This window comes from Amycolatopsis sp. NPDC028719 (assembly GCF_055565395.1).
Window position 1 is genome coordinate 118,589 of record NZ_JBVHUL010000003.1, and the last position, 17,775, is coordinate 136,363.

Here is a 17,775-nt window from a genome sequence, read left to right on the forward strand (position 1 = left end):
CCGTGGACCTCGACCTCGCCCAGGTGCGGGCGTTCGTCGTGACCGCGGAACAGCGTCACTTCGGGCGCGCGGCCCAGGCGCTGTTCCTCACCCAGCAGGCGTTGTCGAAGCGGATCCGGAAGCTCGAGGACACCCTCGCCACGCCGTTGTTCCTGCGCACCAACCGTTCGGTCGAGCTCACCGCCGACGGCGAACGCTTCCTCCCGCACGCGCGCGAGCTGGTGCGGGTGGCCGACGCGGCGGTCGCCGCCATGGGCGCCGAGGACCGGCCGCTGCGCCTCGACGTCGTCGACTTCCGGCTCTCCCCGATGTTCCTGCTGCGCCGGCTCGCCGAGCGGGAGCCGGCGCTGCGGATCGACCGGGTCGCCGGCGCCGGGTTCGCGAACGCCGTCGAACCGCTGCTGGCCGGCCGGCTCGACGCCGCCATCGGCCGCGTCACCGGCTTCGGCGGGCCGCTGCCCGACGAGCTGGAGCACCGCCCGCTCCGGCTCGAACCCCTGGTCGCGCTGCTCGCCCCGGAGCACCCCCTGGCCCAGCAGGACGTCCTCCGGTTCGATGAGCTGCGCGCCGAGGGCATCTGGCTGCCCGGGTCCGGCGGAGCCGCCGAATGGCTGTCCTACCTGCGGGCGATGTGCGAGCAGTTCGACGTGCCGATCGACGACTCCGGCGTCAGCTACGACCTGCGGCACACGCTCGAGCAGACGCGCTACGGCAAGCGGCGCGTCACCCTCGCCGGGGCCGACATGGAGCTCGCGCCCGACCTCGACCTGAAGGTGCTGCCGTTCGAGCCGTCGCCGCTGTTCCCGTGGTCGCTGGTCTGGCGGCGCGGGAAGGCGCACCCGGCGCTGCGGCGGCTCCTGGCCCTGGCCGGGCGCACCAGCCGCGAAGAGGACTGGTGCGCCTACGACCCGGAGCACGCCTGGCTGCCGGCGGACGACCTCAAGCTCGCAACCGCCGCGCGAACCACTCGCTGAACGCCGCGTCGACCCCGGCCGCTCCCGGAGTGCCCGGCGGGAACTCGTGCGCCATCCCGTCCACCGTCAGCAGCTCGGTCCCCAGCTTCGCGCGCAGGGCCTCGGCGGGCTCGCGCACGGCGATGTCGTCGTCCGCCCCGGCGACCAGCAGCAGCGGCGCGGTCAGCTCGGCGGCCCGGTCCACGTAGTCGTAGCGCGCCGCGACCGCGCGGGACCGCTCGGTCCACGAGTAGGTCACGCCGAACCGCCGCTCGTTGGCGGCGATCACCGGCGCGAGCTGGACGACCGGGCTGGCGACCGCGGCGGCGGCGATCTCGGCGTCCCCGCGCGCCAAGACCTCCAGCGCCACGATGGCCCCGGCCGAGCCGCCGAACACGCCGAGCGGCCCCGTCGCGCCGGGCAGCCGGTCGCGCAGTTCGGCCAGCGCCGCCGGGAACTCGCCCGCCGCCTGCTCGGTCACCGGCTGGAACACGTTGAGCACGGCGTCTTCGCTCGCCCGCCGGAACACCTCGTCGTAGCCGCCTTCGGGCAGCCGCGCCCCGGAGAGCGGGAGCCCGAAGTAGACCCGCCACGCCTGGAGACCCGCCATCGGGACGGCCTCCGCCATCGCCCGCTCACCGGCAGGCGCGTCCATCAGGTGCCAGCCCGCCACCAGCGCCGCCGGCGCGCCGGGGTCGACCGGCGGCACCGCCACGAACGGCACGCCCGCCGCCGCACCCTCGATCAGCTCGCCCATTTCCGTCTCCCTGTCTCTCGGCTGCCTCCAGCCAACCGCCGGCGGGCGGGGCGGGTCCAACAGCCGGTCCGGCACCCACGACAACCGGTGGTTGTGGCCCCGGTGCCCGCAGGGGCGGCCGTTCGGGCAGAGGTGGGCGGTCCCGGTGAGCGGGGGTCCGTTCGGCCGCCCGAACCGGACGTAAGGTGCATCCCTACGGCGGTGTCCGGCCCGCGGAGCCCCCGCGAGGGTGAACAGCGGATCGCCGGGAAAGCGGCCACGCACCGCCCGCCGAAATGGGCGATGACATACCGCGGAAACACGCCTGTCATCCATTCGCACATCAGGCGCCGATACTTAGCAGCGCTGCGTGACCAGCGGCGGGCTGTAACGCCACGCCATTCGCCTTTTCGTGCAATTCGTGTCGGTTGCGATCGTCACGATGTGGACACAGAGTAGTGAGGCCGCCTGTGCACACGACGGGCGAGAGGGATATCTTCCTGCCCTAACCTAGCCCCTGTGTCGGGGGCAACGCCTACCGGCGGCTGGTTGGTCATGGGAGGTAGTCGGTGTCAGGAGTGCGTTTTGGACGGGTTCTCGCCCTCGCGGCGGCGACGTCGCTTGCGCTGGCGGGCTGCGCCGGCGGCAGCAGCTCGTCGGGCAGCGGTGACGGCAGCACGCTGAAGATCGGGTTCATGGGCGACCTGACCGGGGAGAACTCCGGGATCGTGATTCCGCCCAACAACGGCGCCAAGCTCGCCATCGACGAGTACAACGCCACGAATCCTTCGGTGAAGCTCGAGCTGAAGAACTACGACAGCCAGGGCAAGCCGGAGCAGGCCACCTCGCTGGTGCAGACCGCGATCGGGACGGACAAGATCACCGCCCTGATCGGCCCGGCCTTCTCGGGTGAGTCGAAGGCCGTCGGCGGTGTCCTCGAGCAGGGCAAGATCCCGAGCGTGTCGCCGTCGGCGACCAACCCGGGCCTGGCCGCGAACGGCTGGAAGTACTGGCACCGCGTCGTCGCGAACGACAACGACCAGGGCCCCGGCATCGCGAACTTCCTCATCACGGCGAAGTCGCCGAAGAACGCCTACGTCATCTCGGACGACCAGGAGTACAGCGTCGGCCTGGCCGACGCGTTCGAGAAGACCTTCAAGGACAAGGGCATCACGACCGAGCGCGACAAGTTCGCCAAGGACGCCTCGGACTACTCCTCGACCGTCCAGAAGGTCAAGGCCGCCAACCCGGACGTCATCGCCTACGGCGGTTACTACGCCCAGGCCGGCCGGCTGCTCAAGCAGCTCCGCGACGGTGGCGTGAAGGCCACCTTCGCCACCGGTGACGGTTCGCTCGACCCGCAGCTGGTCTCCGGTGCGGGTGCCGCGGCCGCCGAAGGTGCCGTCGTCGGCTGCCCGTGCAACATCCCGGACGCGGGCGCGACCAACGACTTCGCCACCAAGTACAAGGCCAAGTTCAACGTCGCCCCGGCGATCTACGCGACCGAGGGCTACGACGCCGCGACCGCCATCATCAACGCGGTCAAGGCGGGCAACACCACCGGCGAGAAGATCAACGAGTTCCTCAAGACCGAGGACTTCAAGGGCGCGTCGAAGCAGATCAAGTTCAAGGACAACGGCGAGCCGCAGACGAACGCGATCTACGTCTACCAGGTCGTCGGCGGGGTCATCAAGAACCTCGGCGCCTCGACCGAAGCCAAGATCGCCGGCTGACGGAGCTAGAACCACCTAACGGGAGCGGGGGCGCTGTGCTCGGACACAGCACCCCCGCTCCCCGCCAATGTGGCGACCATCCTCGCCCCGTCAGGTAAGGCAACTACGTCATGTTCCAAGATCTGCAGAGCCAGTTTCTGGGCAGCACCATCGGCGGCCTGGTAGCCGGCTCCATCTACGCCCTCATCGCCCTCGGCTACACGATGGTCTACGGCGTGCTGAGGCTCATCAACTTCGCGCACTCGGAAATCTTCATGATCGGGACGATGACGTCCCTGTTCATCCTCATCGGCATCGCCGGTGGCACCGCCCCGATCACCGTCGGCGTGCTCGGGATGATCGGCATCCTGCTGCTCATCGCGGTGGCCTCCGCGATCACGTCGGGCGGCTCGGCCATCGTGCTGGAGCAGCTGGCCTACCGGCCGCTGCGCAAGAAGGGCGCGACCCGGCTCGCCGCCCTGATCTCGGCCATCGGCGCCTCCCTGTTCCTGCAGGAGCTGTTCGGCCTCGCGATCATCCCCGCCCTGTCGGACAAGGCGGGCAAGGTCCAGCAGAACGCCCCCCGGTTCGTGCCGCACGAGGAGCTGTTCCGGATCGGCAACGGCGTCGTGCGCACCGACCACGTCTTCGTCATCGCGGCCGCGGTCATCGTGATGGTCGTGCTCGACCAGCTGGTCAGCCGCACGCGCATCGGCCGCGGTATCCGGGCGACCGCCCAGGACCCCGAAGCCGCCGTGCTCATGGGCGTCAGCATCGACCGCATCGTCCGGATCACGTTCCTGCTCGGCGGGGCGATGGCCGGCGTCGCCGCGGCGCTCTACGTCATGGAATACGAAAACACCGACTACCGGGTCGGCTTCCTGCTCGGCATCAAGGCGTTCACCGCGGCCGTGCTCGGCGGCATCGGCAACCTGCGCGGCGCCCTCCTCGGCGGCATCGTCCTGGGCCTGGTCGAGAACTGGAGCTCGATCTTCCTCGGCTCCGAGTGGAAGGACGTCACCGCGTTCGTGGTCCTCGTCCTCGTGCTCATGCTCCGGCCCACCGGCATCCTCGGTGAATCCCTGCAGCGGGCACGCGCATGAAAGGCGACGGAGTGTCTGACAACAACGAAACCCCGGCGCGCAAGGGTTTTCACCCCATCGACGGGATGCGCGACTGGTGGGCCGACGCGCCGCAGTGGCAGCGCTACGGCGTCTACCTCGCCCTGATCGTCCTGGTCCTGATCCTGCCCGCACCCTGGATCGGCTCGTTCATGTCCCCGTATTCGGACTGGACGACGGTGCTGATCTTCCCGGTCGGCACGTACATCCTGCTGGCCGTGGGCCTCAACATCGTGGTCGGCCACGCCGGCCTGCTGGACCTCGGCTTCGTCGCGTTCTTCGCGATCGGCGCCTACACCTGGGCGTCGATCGGCACGTCGTACGGCTGGTCGTACTGGCCGACGGTGGTGCTCGGCATCTTCCTGGCATCGGTCTCCGGGGTCATCCTCGGCGCGCCGACGCTGCGGCTACGGGGTGACTATCTCGCGATCGTGACGCTGGGCTTCGGCGAGATCGTCCGGATCACCGCGAACAACACCGACGCCATCGGTGGCGCCCGCGGCATCACGAACGTCCCGCACCCGGAGCCGATCTTCGGCATGGAGTTCTTCCTCGACCCGGCGCCGTACTACTACATGATGGTCGTCGCGATCGTGCTGGTCATCGTCTTCTCGGTGCGGCTCACCAAGAGCCGGGTCGGGCGCGCGTGGGCGGCGATCCGCGAGGACGAGGACGCGGCCGAGCTGATGGGCGTGCCGACGTTCAAGTTCAAGCTGCTCGCCTTCGCCATCGGCGCCATGATCGGCGGGTTCGCCGGCACGATCTACGCGAGCAAGGCCGTGTTCATCGAGCCGAACAACTTCCCGTTCATCCTGTCCGCGACCATCCTGGCCGCGGTCGTGCTGGGCGGCTCGGGCAACCTCCCCGGCGTCATCCTCGGCGCGTTCGTGATCGCCTGGCTGCCGGAGCGGTTCCGTCAGTTCAACGACTACCGCGTCCTCATTTTCGGCGCCGTGCTGGTGCTGATGATGGCGCTGCGGCCGGAAGGCCTGCTGCCGTCGCGGCAGCGCAAGGCCGAACTACGGGAAGGAACCGGTGGCATGGGCGCCATGGGCGCGGAAGTGGCCGGTCCCGACTCCGAGGCTTCGGCGGAGGTGACGAAGTGAGCACGCTGCTCGAATTCGACAACGTGACCATGCGCTTCGGCGGCGTCACGGCGTTGCGCGAGGTCAACCTCAGCATCAACGAAGGCGAGATCTTCGCCCTGATCGGCCCGAACGGCGCGGGCAAGACCACGGTGTTCAACGTGGTCACCGGCGTCTACCAGCCGACCGAAGGCGAGGTCCGCTTCGACGGCGACCGCATCGACGGCATGAAGCGGTTCAAGGTCACCAAGCGCGGCATCGCCCGGACGTTCCAGAACATCCGGCTGTTCCACAACATGACGGCGCTCGAGAACGTCATGGTGGGGGTCGACGCGCATCACAAGACAGGTGCGATCGGCGCGACGCTCGGCCTGCCTTGGCACCGCAAGGAAGAGAAGCACGGCCGTGAGCGGGCTCGCGAGCTGCTCGACTTCGTCGGCATCGGCCGGGTCGAGGACAACGTGGCGAAGAACCTCTCCTACGGCGACCAGCGCCGGCTGGAGATCGCGCGGGCGCTGGCCACGGACCCGAAGCTGCTGCTGCTCGACGAACCGGCCGCGGGCATGAACCCGGCGGAGAAGAACGGCCTGCAGGCGCTGATCCGCAAGATCCGGGACGACGGCCGCACGGTGCTGCTCATCGAGCACGACATGGGCCTGGTCATGCACATCAGCGACCGGCTCGCGGTGCTCGACTTCGGGCAGAAGATCGCAGAAGGGCTGCCGCACGAGGTGCAGAACAACCAGAAGGTGATCGAGGCGTACTTGGGGGTGTCCGAAGATGCTTCTTGAGGTCGAGGACATCAACGTCCACTACGGCAAGATCGCGGCCCTCAAGGGCATGAGCATCCAGGTCGACGAGGGTGAGATCGTCTCCCTCATCGGGGCCAACGGCGCCGGCAAGACCACTACGCTCAAGACGATCTCGGGGCTGCGGCCGCTCACCAGCGGCCGGATCCTGTTCAACGGCCAGGACATCTCGAAGACCCCGGGGCACAAGCGCGTGCTGCTCGGGATCGGCCAGTCGCCGGAAGGCCGGGGCGTGTTCCCCGGCATGACGGTGCAGGAGAACCTCCTGATGGGTGCCTACACCCGCAAGGACGACCTCCAAGCCGACCTCGAAGAGGTCTACGAGCTGTTCCCGCGGCTCGACGAGCGGAAGACGCAGTTCGGCGGCACGATGTCGGGCGGCGAGCAGCAGATGATCGCCATCGGCCGCGCGCTGATGACGAAGCCGAAGGTGCTGCTGCTCGACGAGCCGTCGATGGGCCTGGCGCCGATGCTGATCGCGCAGATCTTCGACATCATCCGCGAGATCAACAAGCGCGGGACGACGGTGCTGCTGGTGGAGCAGAACGCCCAGCAGGCGCTGAAGCTGTCGGACCGGGCGTACGTGCTCGAAACGGGCCGCGTGGTCAAGAGCGCGCCCGGGGCCGAGCTGCTGAACGACCCGAAGGTCCGGGCCGCCTACCTCGGTGGCGACCTCGGCGTCTGAGATCGTTTCTCCAGGGGGTCCGGCTTCGCGCCGGGCCCCCTTTCTCACAGCTTGATGTCGGTGCCTTCGACGTTCTTCATGTCGCTGATCGTGGGCCCGCCGAAAGCCCTGACCGCGACCGGCTTCCGGTCCTTGGGGATGTCCCAGTAGAGGTCGAACTCCACGCGCACGCTGTGCCCGAGGTCGAACTGCGCGGGCTGGCGCTTGATCAGCATGGCCTGCTCGTCCGGCGGGTGGGTGGCGCCCTGGTCGTCGACGAGCAGCTGGCGCTTCGGGTCGAACAGGACGCTCGAGGTGCCGGTGTTGGTGATCACTAGCCGCAGGCGCACGAACTGGCCCTTGGCGGGCATTTCGGTATGGCTGCCGGTGATGCTGGGCAGGCCCGCGGCGAGGCCGAGCAGGGTGAACTCGGTGTCGCCGTTCTTCGCGGGTGGCACCTTGAGGGCGGTCTCGTCAGGGCGGACCTGACGTGGCGGCAGTTCGTAGGTGGTCGGCGCGGGTGTGCTCGGGGCTGCTTCGCACCCCGTCAGCAGCATGAGGGCGACGACGGCCGGCAGCAGTTTCACCTGGGTGATTCTGCCGCCGGCCGCCGTTCCCGGCTAGGTGCCGATGCTTTCGACGACGGCCTCCGCGACGGCCTTCATGGTCGTCCGGCGGTCCATGGCGGTGCGCTGGATCCAGCGGAAGGCATCCGGCTCGGTGAGGCCCTGACGGCTCATGAGCAGGCCCTTGGCGCGGTCGATGACCTTCCGCGTCTCGAGCCGGTCGGTGAGCCCGGCGACCTCGGCCTCGAGGGCCTGCAGCTCGGAGAACCGGCTGACGGCGAGCTCGATGGCGGGCACGAGGTCCCGCTTGGCGAAGGGTTTGACGAGGTAGGCCATGGTGCCGGCGTCACGAGCGCGTTCGACGAGGTCACGCTGGCTGAAGGCGGTGAGGATGACGACGGGCGCGATCCGGTCACCGGTGATCTTGGCCGCGGCTTCGATCCCGTCCAGCTTGGGCATCTTGACGTCGAGGATCACGAGGTCGGGCTTGAGGTCGGTGGCGAGGGAGATGGCCTGCTCGCCATCCCCGGCCTCCCCGACGACCTCATAGCCCTCTTCGCGCAGCATTTCGACGAGGTCCAGCCGGATGAGCGCCTCGTCTTCCGCGACGAGCACCCGACGCTGCGGCACGGTGGCGGCACCGTTGGCCTCGGTAGCCTGATCGGTCACCGGGGTCCTCCTGAAGACTCGGCGGGACGTGGGTCTTCGCGGCTTCCCGCGAACCTGAAGCCTACCGGGAACGATCCAGAAGAAGAGATGGCGTTCACCACGAAGTGGCGGGCGCGACACTCGCCGCCCCGGTCACTCGCCGGGTGCGGTGATCCCGTAGAGTCACTGCGTCACGCCCCCGTAGCCCAACTGGCAGAGGCAACGGATTCAAAACCCGTCCAGTGTGAGTTCGAATCTCACCGGGGGCACGAGGAAATCCCAGGTCAGAGTCCTATACAAGCGAACGCTGCTGCCTGGCAGCCAGCGTTTACGCAGGTCACGGCGTGTGAGTTCGAATCTCTCAGGGGTACGACTGGCAAAGACCGGAAAAAGATCCCTGTCTGCGGCCATCTCACCATTCCCGACCACGATCACCGGTTTCTGCGACAAGAACCTCTGCCCCAACATTGACCGGGCCGTAAGGCCCGGGACGCACAGGCTGGCTCTGGCTGCGGTCTGCCGCCGCTGGCGATGCGCCCGCCCCCAGCTGCGACGGGCGGTGCAGCGTCACCACCAGCACCACGGTGGTCAGGGGTGGGCCGATCCAGCTCAGGCGGTGATCGCTCGAAGCGCCGCAACACGGCCGTGAGAGCGGTCACCCTGCTCGGCGTTCGACGTCACGCTTCGGGCGCGTGGCCGCCAGCGCCGGTCGACCTCTTCGTCTCCGGCCGGCTTCCAATTCCAGCTTCGCTAGGCGACATCGTCACCGGCCCGATCGTCCACCGCGTCAGCAACGGTGAGATCAGCAGGTCGAGGCCGAGCTCGCGATCGAGGTCGACGACCAGTTCGCCCCCAGTCGATCACGCTGGGCGAAGGTGTCAAGCCCCGCGCGGAGGACGACGCACTGGCCGACGCCGAGGCCGCCGGCCTGCTCCTCGACGACACGCCGACTGCGGACCCGCGACTTCGTCTCGGTCCGCGGTGAACGCCAGCGACTCAGAGGTCCGCGGCCAGTTGCCGTCCTCACCCCAAGTAATCGGTCCCTACGTCACACGCGGCAGCCGCCCTTGCTCGGCGGCCAGTGACAGTCGCCTCGGCGCTGATGACCCAGCTCGAGACAGCGACTCTCCCAGCCAGCGACGGAATCCGAGTGACCCCTATAGGCTTCATCGGCGGTGACCGAGGTCGCGGGTACGCCGACGTCCATGGCGCGGATGAGCATCCGCTGTGCGAGCACGGCCTTGGTCGCGACTCAACCTCATCAGAATCGCGGCCTCGCAGCAGCGATCCCGATCGGCGGTCCAGGATTTCGGTACGACGCACTACGAAGTGCGGCTGGAGTAGTAGGCGCGCCCGGCCTTGTCCTGCTGGGCCAGTCGCATGCCAGCCGCGGCGAGCCTGGCCGGCCGGGGGACCCGGAGCATCTTGCGCGACCTGGAACAGACTCGCCTGGTCGAGCAGCACCCGGCTGGCCGGGTCCGGTCTCTACGGACGTGCCGGCGGACACCACGGGTTTCCGACGCGCCTCGGCGAGCAACTCCGCGATACTGTACGGCAGGTCCGCCGGCCGCCTTCAGCCCAGCGGAGCACCATCGAGTCGCGATTTCAGAACGGCCACGAGATCGTCATCGCCCAGCTGTACCGCCAATTCGACCGCCTTCAGCGTTTCGGAGCGTGCGGCCGCGAACTCCTTCCGCTGCACGTGCGCTTCGATCAGCACCATCCGGGCCCGAATCTCGCTCTTGGCGTGACCGGCATCGGCGCTGTGCGCGATCGCCTGCCGGAGGTAATGCACGCCCTTGTCCGGATTGCCGGCGAGCAGGTGCGTGGTCCCCAGCGTGCACTCAATACTCGCAATCCCTCGACCCTTCCGCTCTCCCGAGATGGCAAGGGCACCTTCGAAGGTCTTGATGGCGCCAGCGAATTTCCCCTCGGACTTCAGCTGTTCTCCCAGCGCCGCCAGGATGACCGACTGGGTCTCCTTGTCCCCCGCTGCCGCGGCTTTGAACATGGCGTCTCCCCACACCAGCATCGCTCTGCGCTTGTCCCCCGCCGCAGCGGCGGCGTAACCCTCCCCGATCAGTGCGTTCAACGCCGTAGTCCGATCCGAGACCGCTCGGGCGGATCGACCGGCCTGTCTGGTGTACCGGGCCGCTTCTTCCGGCCTTCCCAGCTGGCTTAGCAGTCCGGCAACCCCAGCTTCCACGGTCTGCATACCCGTGCGCTCGCCCGACCGCTCGGCCATCGTGAGACTTGTCGTTAAGAAATCCAGGGACTCCTCAAGACGCCCCTGGTGCTCGCAGTAGGTGCCGAAGACGACGCCCAAGACAGTGGCCTTGCGGTAATGGCGCTTGTCGTGCGCCCATCGGAGGGCTTGAGCCACTCCGGTCTGCTCGGCCTCGCACCAGGCCAGGGCCTCCTGCACACTGGCGAACCATTGACCTTCATCCGGCAACCCGCCGATCAACGCCATGGCGGACCGGCCGGTTCGCTCTTGACAGACCAGCAACCTCTCGCGCGCGGCATCCCGCACCTCTTCGGACATCTCTTCAGCACGCTCAGTCGCGTAGAGGTGAACCAGGTCGTGGAAGCGGTACCGCCCACGTCGGTCCGCCGGGTCCAGGAGTCCGGCGCAAGTCAGTCCGCGCAGGACCTTCCTCGCCGCGCGCTGATCCACGTCGGCCAGGACAGCGGCCTTTTCCACACTCGACAGTGACCCGAAATCCAATGCGAGCATGCGGAACATACGACGCTGCTCTTCGGTCAACCTCCAATAGGACAAATCGAACGCGCGCCGCACCGCTTCGATCTCACCGCCGGCGCCGTCTTCGCAGGACAGTTCGTCAAGCCGCGTTTCGGCATTGTTCAAGGCTTCGGCGATCTCCGGCATGCTCGCCTCTTCGCAGTTCGCGAGCAACGCAGCGACGATGCGCAGCGCCAAGGGAAGGTGCCCGCAGAAGCCGATGACCCGCCGGGTCGCGGCAGGATCGGACCGGACGACCTCGGCACCGGCTCGGGACACCAGCAGCTCCTCCGCTTCGGCACCGGTCATGACACCGAGCTCCAGGTGCACGGCGTTCAGGAGACCCAAGCGATGCCGGCTGGTCAGCAAAGTGCGATGGGCGGGATCAGCGGGAAGCAGGCCACGGACAGCTCCGGCTGACGAAACGTTGTCCAACAGGACCAGCGCGGGACCGAATTCCTCGGCGTGCCGCGCCAGCAACGTCCGGTACACGACCGTCAGCTCTTCGAGATCCGCCGAGATCCGGCCCCGCGGGTGTCCCAGCGCGTGGATGAACCTCGCGAGAACCCCTTCGGGTTTTTGCGGATCGTCACGATAGCCTCCCAGGTCGGCGAACAAGACTCCCCCGGGAAACCAGCCGCGGCCGGCCGCGAGGTGCGCCACGTGCACCGCCACCGCGGTCTTGCCGCAACCGGCCAGTCCCGAGACGACCGCCGGCGCTTCCGCACCCTGCGGGTCGAGGACGGCCACGATACGGTCCACGACGGACTCGCGGCCGACGAAGGCCGGCACCCGAGGTGGCAGCTGGAAGGGGCGTGGCGGCGCTCCGTCTCCCAGGTACACGTCGCCGTGGTGGATCCCCACCTGGACAACGCGGTCGGCGTTTCCGCCGAAGAAGTTTCGAACTTCAGTCAAGACAACTTCCTATCAGCCTCGCTCCGGGCAACAGCGATCATCCCAGCCTGTCGGCTTGCTTCTTCGATCCGGGACAGCAGAAGCTCCGCGTTTTCGCCTTGCCCGAGTCCGTGGAGGATCCGTGCCAGGCTCCGATGGAGTTCGTATCTAGCGTTCCGGTTGATATCCGGCGCCAGCTCGTCGAAAACATCGATCAATACGTCGACCGGCGCCGCACCGCTCGCGCTGATCTCCACCACCTTCTTGAGTTCCCCGGTCACCCCGCCCAGCCGGGCGACGTCGTAGTCGTTGCGGCGCAGCCACCACAGGGCCGCCGACGCCACATCGGCGAACGCCGTATTCCTGAGGTATCTGAGCTCGGTTCTTTCCCGGTCGTGCTCGGCATCGAGGAGCCGTTGCTCGCGAAGCCGCCGGGCGTGCTGATGCGCCAGCTGCAGCTGGTGCGGCTCGACGGAAACGACGACATCTTCCGCCCAGACACGAGCGGGTGCCCCCTCGCCCGGCGTGCAACGCTCCGCCAGCTCCCCCGCGACGCGGGCCGCGGCGAGGTCGGCGTGGGTCGGCAAGTAGTCGAGGAGCCGCTTCGCGGCGCGGGCGGCCACCGCTTGACGAGCCTTCTCCCGCCAGGCAGGCGACGTGTCCCAGACCACGGTGCAGCTCAGCTCGAAGTCGAAGTGAGGGAGCTTGCTGGGTACTGCACCCGCCAGCGGAGCGCGGTAGTCCGGCGCGCCTCCGACACCGCCATGCGCTGATCCGGCCGATGTGCCACGACGAGGCCACCACACGCTCAGTCTCCCTCGGTCTCCACCACCGCGCCGGCGAAGGGATGCCGGCGCAACATCTTTTCCGCCAGCGCGTGGTGCACCTCGGCACGGTTGTCCGTCCCGTCCGTGTCCTTCCAGTAGCGGGGCACGAAGCCCAGCCACCCGTCGGCGGCCCGGCTCACCGCGCCGATCCGATCGATCGGCGCGCCGGGCGCCGTGGCGGCTTCGACGAGCACGTCCAGCAACGGGTCCTGCCGGTCCGGCGTGGTCGCCAGCTCGAGCCAGGCCACGATGGCGTCTTGCACGAGCGCCAGGTCGTCCAGGACGAGCAGCGCCTGCCAGACCCGGACCAGCACCGGGTGGTGCTCGGGCCGGTCGAACTCAGGTTCCGGCAGGCCGGCGTCGGCGACGACGAGTTCCCGCAGGACTCGGACCGCGAAAGCCCGCTGCCGGTCCTTGGCACTGCGCAGCCACTCGTGCAGTTTCGTCAGCACCTGCGCGAAGGCGCGGTTGTCGCGGACGAGGGCGAGGACCCCGGTGACGACCTTGTCGCTGACCACCCGGTCACGGTGACCGGCGAGGTTGCCCAGCCGAGTCAGTGCCTTGTCCGTGTACCGGCGGCCGAAGTCCGACTGGCACACCGCCAGGACCAGATCGACCAACTCGGGGGCGAGCTCGGCCGTACTCGCCCACGTGTTGAGCTGACGGTGCACGACGGCGGCGCTGCGGTCGTCCAAGGCTCCCTCGGTCAGCAGGTGGACCGCCAGTCGCGTCGGAGTCGCCTTGCCCGACTCCACCCAGCGCTTCGCCACCTGAGAGACGTACTTGACGACATCCTGGGACGCGCAGAGTTCGAAGAACCGGTCCACCATCCCGGAAACGGTGGCGCTGTCCAAGCGGGTCTGCTGACCGAGCCCGAGCGCGATCACCCAGTCCACCAGCCTGCCGCGCAGTTCCGGATACCCGCGCCAGACGTGCCGGAGAACCGAATGGTCGTAGTCGAGGCGGTCGAACCGCGCCCGGTCGTCGACGAAGCGCACGCCGTCGAGTTCGGCCAGCCGTCCGGCGAAGCCGCGCCCTTCCAGCGGCTTTCCCGTGCTCACCGAATACCCGGCGGCCGCGAGGAGGACGCGTTCCGCCCAGTACTGGATCTCCGTCGTACCGCCGTTGAGAAGGGCGACGGTGAGCAGCAGGCTCCGTCGCCTCGGCTCGTCTACCTCGTCGTAGGTGGAGATCAGCTCCGCCGACCAGTTGCCGTAGGCGAGTACCGCCTTGGCGACCACGGCACTCGCTGACACGTCCGCACCCGCCGTCCGGTATTCGTGAGTGACGAGTTCGGCCATCCGGGCGGCGTCGGCGGGATCGGCCCCCGCGAGGACGGACGCGGTCTCGGTCAGCGCCGCCTCCGCGGGTATCTCGGCAGCGACCAGGTGGGCACGAAGAACATCCGTGGCGGCCGGCTTGGTGACCGGCTCGAGCCGGTTCTGGTACAGCCCCTGCAGCCCCGGCGGCGGAGGTTCGGGGAGGAGCACGACCAAGTGGGCCTTGGCCTTCGCGATGGTGACCAGGAAGGGCCTGAGCTGCTCCTCCACCTTGGCGAAAACCCCGGCACCGGCTTTGGTCAGGTCGAGCAGGACGTATGCCTGCGACGCGACCCGGCGCAGGGCGAGCTGGGTTCCTTCGTCGAAGTCGATGACATTGATCGTCGGATCTCCGGCACCCGACGCCTTGGCGAGCACGCAAACGCCAGCTGTCCAGCGGCCACTGCGTGGCCGGCCGTGCATGAAGAGGATCTTGTGCTCACGCAACGACGCCACGAGCTGCGCGAACTCTGCTGGCTCGGCGAACCGGTCCTTGAGCCAGGCGAGATGACTGAAATCGATTTCGTCCCTGACGACGAGGTCGCGATAGCCGCTGCCGTCGCCGAAGAGCTGGACCAGGTCTTGCCGCTTGTCCACGTTCACGACGATGTCGCCGTCGACATCGCCGTCCACGGTCACGTTGCCGTCGCCGTCGATCAAGGGGTGCTCGGCGAGGGACGAAAGGGTGTCCAAGACAGTCATCAGTCACCCTTCCAGTGCTTGCGAACGTTCTGCTTGATTCCTCCGCGCACGCTGCCACCGGTGACAATGTTCCCGTCTCCGACGGTGTGCTGCGCCGAATTCCGGGATTTGTCGGTCATCCGGTGCTGATCTCGCATCTGCGTCGCGTTTCCGCTCACCGCGCCGTTGATCGTGTTCACCACGGCGCCATCGGTTTCCCCGGGCCCGACCGGTGTCGGTTCCGCTTCCTCCGGCGAGCCTTCCTCCGAAAGTACCATTCCGCCGCTGAGCAGAGCCCCGGACGGTTTCGGAACGTGCAGATAGGCCTCACCCACGAAGCTCTTGACGGACACCGGGACTCGGACGAACTCGCCGGGCGCTTTGATCGCGTATCCCGAGAGCACAACGTCTTCATAGACCCGTGCCGAGACGATCGCCGCGACGAAAGTCACCTCGGGGTCGGAGCTCTCGAGCAGCCGGCGGACCGGCTCGCAGTCCAAGAGGCGGTGGTTCTCGACCATGGCCGCGCCGGACCCATCCCCCAGCCGGGCGTCGTCGGAATCGGTCAGCGGACCGACCGCGACGCTTACCCGCATCCGGGTCGGCTCGCCGTTGCGACCGAGGTGCATCTGGTGGTGGTAAGCCAGTTCGCCTTGCAGGGCGTCGAGGAACGGCCCAACGAGGATCGGCAAGGTCTCCGGACGGAACCCGACGGCGAAGCCGTCGCCGCGTCCGGCGGGGAACCGGCGTTCTTCCCAGATCGCGGCCTGGCCTGCGCGTTCGAAGGCCCGCTGCAGGATGATCGGGATCAGTTCGGTAAGAGCGTGGTGGTCCGCGGGTGGGACCCCGCTGAAGTTCCTGACGTCCACCGAAACCACCGCTCGGTAGGACGGAAGTTCGCAGGCGGAAGGTAGTGCGTTTTCTGGCATGAGGAGAACTCTGGTCGAACCATGTCGACTCCGTTGTCCACCGCTGGACGATCGAATATGACGTGCGTCACTTCGATGACGGGTATGCGCAGCGCCTCAGCTTGTCGAAACTCTCGACGGTCAAGCTGCGCTGAGCGCTCAAGACACGCTCGTTGCGCAGCTCTGCGACGAGGCCGGCTACCAGACTTCGTGACAGCCCCAGCACAGAGCCGATCCGGGTCTGGGACATCGGGATCAGGCAGGGGTCGTGACCGGAATCGGCCAAATCGGTCAGCTGCACCATCAACCTCGCGATCCGCCGCACCGGCGGCAGGCTCTGCATGTCCACCGAGTCCTGACCCGCCCGTTGCAGCTTGGTCGCGATGTAACGCCCGACCTCACGGTGCACACCATCCTCATCGAGGATGCGCCTGAAGGTCACTGACGGCACCGCGAAAGCCACGCAGGTTTCCAGCGCGAAGACGTCCGCAGTACGCAACCCGCCGACTTCGAACGCCACCTCACCGATCACGTCACCAGCGCCGCGCAGGGCGATGAGGCGGTAGTCACCCTCCTCGGTGTGACACCCCACTTCGACCCGCCCCGATGTCAAGAGCAGTACTGACGTCGCCGGTGCCCCGCGCACCAAAATCGGCTCGCCCTTGCTGAACCTCCGTTCGAAGCCGACGTCGCACAAGGTCGACCACGTGAGTTCAGGGACTAGCGCGCGAAATGACTGGCGTCCTTGCTCGATCAGCACGACCTGTCACGTTAACCGCTCTCCGGCCGGGCTCCCGAAGAATCACTCGTTCGGCCGGTTTCTTCGCTCCCCGCGGTCCACAGACGGTTTCCGGAGAGCTGTGGCGGCCGCTAGAACGGTGAACGTCCTGGATCCGGACGCCCACCGCGGATAGATTGAAGTTCATGCCTGAACCGATCTTGGTGTCCATTGCCGCTGCGCTGGCGACGAAGGGCGCGACCGGCCTGTACGACCTGGTCAAACGCAAGTTCGCCAAGGACGCCGCGGCGGCTGCGGCGCTGGAAGCCGCATCGTCCGCGCCGGCTGACTCCCAACCGGTCATTGCACTCGCCCAACGGCTGCACCAGGCCAAGGGGGACGACCCTGAATTCGCCCGCGCTCTGCACGCCGAGTGGCAGAAGCTTCCGGAGAGCCGAATTCTGCGCGACAGCGTGAGCAACCACGTGACCGGCACCGTCAGCGGCAAGGTCGTCCAAGCCGGCAACGTCCACGGCAACATCACCTTGTGATTCTTCGAGCAGATGTCCCCGCTGCCTCGCCACAGAGCCATCGGATCACCGAACGGCAGGTCGTGCCGAAGTCGTATTCGGAGTTCTCCGTGCTCGGTCGCGAGACCGTGACCAGGTAAATCGGCGGCTCCAAGATCTCGTCAGCCTGTAATTTCGAGTACCTCGCTTCAACGCTTCGTTCAGAAGCTCGACCGTCCCGATCGTCAGCAGGGGGACACCCGGAACTTGCTACAGCGGGACTGGTACGCCAGCACAGTCCTTTGAGTCGGCAACTCGCTGAGCAGCGTCACGCCATCCTGCTCACGGCTCGCTGGCCGTCCGTGCACATCTCCCCGGCCGGCCCAGTTACGCCGACAAGGGCTCGAACCAGGCGGCACTGCACGGCAGCTGCGAGCCTGAGGGGAGCCCGGGAGCGCACGGAAGCCCCGACAAGCCTAAGCACAGACTAGGACCACCGCGCCGGACGACCGGCGAAGCAACCTTTTGACATCATCCGACACCGTCCGGTATGTCGGTCGCCGTCTCGAGGTGCCATGTGTCAACGTCCAGCCCCAACTTGGGTTCGTCGTAGTCGACGGCCCAGCCCCGATGGCGCGCCATCCAGGCCAGCACCGCCGAGAGCTCTTCGGCCACCAGCTCTCGGGTGACCGCCGTGGCGATCACGTCGAACCCGCCACCGACGTCGACGAAGTGCGGCGTGTGGTGGTCGTGCACGTACATCGGCGGCCGCAACTTCTTTACCTGCGACGCCGAGGAGGGGCAGGAGGCAAAATGGCTCGTCGGGCGCCTGTGCCTCCCTTCTCCACTTCTCCTGAAGGAAGCTCGGGCGCGAGCCACGGC

The 17,775-nt window shown here is 67.8% G+C and carries 16 protein-coding genes and 1 tRNA gene; 8 read left to right on the forward strand and 9 right to left on the reverse strand.

The features are described 5' to 3' along the window. Positions 1-2 precede the first annotated feature (2 nt). Positions 3-974, forward strand: coding sequence for a LysR family transcriptional regulator (locus ACZ4TR_RS14305; RefSeq protein WP_465287457.1), 972 nt, complete (start codon positions 3-5; stop codon positions 972-974). Here the strand turns inward: ACZ4TR_RS14305 and ACZ4TR_RS14310 are convergent. After that, positions 940-1,710, reverse strand: coding sequence for an alpha/beta hydrolase family protein (locus ACZ4TR_RS14310; protein WP_465287458.1), 771 nt, complete (start codon positions 1,708-1,710; stop codon positions 940-942). The genes ACZ4TR_RS14305 and ACZ4TR_RS14310 overlap by 35 nt on opposite strands. A 557-nt stretch (positions 1,711-2,267) precedes the next feature. On the opposite strand from ACZ4TR_RS14310, the gene ACZ4TR_RS14315 reads away from it, so the two are divergent. The 5 genes from ACZ4TR_RS14315 (at position 2,268) to ACZ4TR_RS14335 (ending at position 7,101) form a co-directional block, all read left to right on the forward strand. Further along, positions 2,268-3,422, forward strand: coding sequence for a branched-chain amino acid ABC transporter substrate-binding protein (locus ACZ4TR_RS14315; protein ID WP_364511383.1), 1,155 nt, complete (start codon positions 2,268-2,270; stop codon positions 3,420-3,422). 110 nt (positions 3,423-3,532) lie between these two features. Then, entirely contained in the window at positions 3,533-4,504 is a 972-nt protein-coding gene (locus ACZ4TR_RS14320; protein ID WP_364511380.1) for a branched-chain amino acid ABC transporter permease, read from the forward strand. Then, positions 4,501-5,628 carry a branched-chain amino acid ABC transporter permease gene (locus ACZ4TR_RS14325; RefSeq protein WP_465287459.1) on the forward strand — a complete coding sequence of 376 codons (1,128 nt, stop codon included), beginning with the start codon at positions 4,501-4,503 and terminating at the stop codon, positions 5,626-5,628. Before ACZ4TR_RS14320 ends, ACZ4TR_RS14325 begins: the two co-directional genes overlap by 4 nt. Then, entirely contained in the window at positions 5,625-6,398 is a 774-nt protein-coding gene (locus ACZ4TR_RS14330) for an ABC transporter ATP-binding protein (protein ID WP_465287460.1), read from the forward strand. Before ACZ4TR_RS14325 ends, ACZ4TR_RS14330 begins: the two co-directional genes overlap by 4 nt. Next, positions 6,388-7,101 carry an ABC transporter ATP-binding protein gene (locus ACZ4TR_RS14335; protein ID WP_465287461.1) on the forward strand — a complete coding sequence of 238 codons (714 nt, stop codon included), beginning with the start codon at positions 6,388-6,390 and terminating at the stop codon, positions 7,099-7,101. The genes ACZ4TR_RS14330 and ACZ4TR_RS14335 overlap by 11 nt, the downstream gene beginning before the upstream one ends. 44 nt (positions 7,102-7,145) lie before the next feature. Here the strand turns inward: ACZ4TR_RS14335 and ACZ4TR_RS14340 are convergent, their stop codons facing one another. Both ACZ4TR_RS14340 and ACZ4TR_RS14345 read right to left on the reverse strand, forming a co-directional pair. Beyond that, complete coding sequence (locus tag ACZ4TR_RS14340; protein ID WP_465287462.1) at positions 7,146-7,667, reverse strand: DUF4352 domain-containing protein; 522 nt, start codon at positions 7,665-7,667, stop codon at positions 7,146-7,148. A 33-nt stretch (positions 7,668-7,700) separates the two neighbouring features. Continuing rightward, entirely contained in the window at positions 7,701-8,315 is a 615-nt protein-coding gene (locus tag ACZ4TR_RS14345; RefSeq protein ID WP_155546120.1) for an ANTAR domain-containing response regulator, read from the reverse strand. 174 nt (positions 8,316-8,489) lie between these two features. Between ACZ4TR_RS14345 and ACZ4TR_RS14350 the strand changes: the two genes are divergently transcribed. Beyond that, a tRNA-Leu gene (locus ACZ4TR_RS14350) sits at positions 8,490-8,563 on the forward strand. A 1,304-nt stretch (positions 8,564-9,867) separates the two neighbouring features. Here the strand turns inward: ACZ4TR_RS14350 and ACZ4TR_RS14355 are convergent. The 5 genes from ACZ4TR_RS14355 to ACZ4TR_RS14375 form a co-directional block, all read right to left on the reverse strand. After that, complete coding sequence (locus ACZ4TR_RS14355) at positions 9,868-11,952, reverse strand: tetratricopeptide repeat protein (RefSeq protein WP_465287463.1); 2,085 nt, start codon at positions 11,950-11,952, stop codon at positions 9,868-9,870. Continuing rightward, positions 11,949-12,602 carry a hypothetical protein gene (locus tag ACZ4TR_RS14360; protein WP_465287464.1) on the reverse strand — a complete coding sequence of 218 codons (654 nt, stop codon included), beginning with the start codon at positions 12,600-12,602 and terminating at the stop codon, positions 11,949-11,951. The genes ACZ4TR_RS14355 and ACZ4TR_RS14360 overlap by 4 nt, the downstream gene beginning before the upstream one ends. Before the next feature lie 137 nt (positions 12,603-12,739). Then, on the reverse strand, positions 12,740-14,779 hold the full coding sequence (locus tag ACZ4TR_RS14365) for a hypothetical protein (protein ID WP_465287465.1): 2,040 nt from the start codon (positions 14,777-14,779) through the stop codon (positions 12,740-12,742). Continuing rightward, entirely contained in the window at positions 14,779-15,627 is an 849-nt protein-coding gene (locus ACZ4TR_RS14370; RefSeq protein WP_465287466.1) for a hypothetical protein, read from the reverse strand. Before ACZ4TR_RS14370 ends, ACZ4TR_RS14365 begins: the two co-directional genes overlap by 1 nt. Positions 15,628-15,754: 127 nt before the next feature. Further along, positions 15,755-16,426: a Crp/Fnr family transcriptional regulator gene (locus ACZ4TR_RS14375; protein WP_465287467.1), complete on the reverse strand. Its 672-nt coding sequence runs from the start codon at positions 16,424-16,426 to the stop codon at positions 15,755-15,757. Between the two features lie 164 nt (positions 16,427-16,590). Between ACZ4TR_RS14375 and ACZ4TR_RS14380 the strand changes: the two genes are divergently transcribed. Next, positions 16,591-16,935 carry a hypothetical protein gene (locus ACZ4TR_RS14380; protein WP_465287468.1) on the forward strand — a complete coding sequence of 115 codons (345 nt, stop codon included), beginning with the start codon at positions 16,591-16,593 and terminating at the stop codon, positions 16,933-16,935. A 489-nt stretch (positions 16,936-17,424) separates the two neighbouring features. Here the strand turns inward: ACZ4TR_RS14380 and ACZ4TR_RS14385 are convergent, their stop codons facing one another. Further along, positions 17,425-17,655: a hypothetical protein gene (locus ACZ4TR_RS14385; RefSeq protein ID WP_465287469.1), complete on the reverse strand. Its 231-nt coding sequence runs from the start codon at positions 17,653-17,655 to the stop codon at positions 17,425-17,427. Positions 17,656-17,775 lie beyond the last annotated feature (120 nt).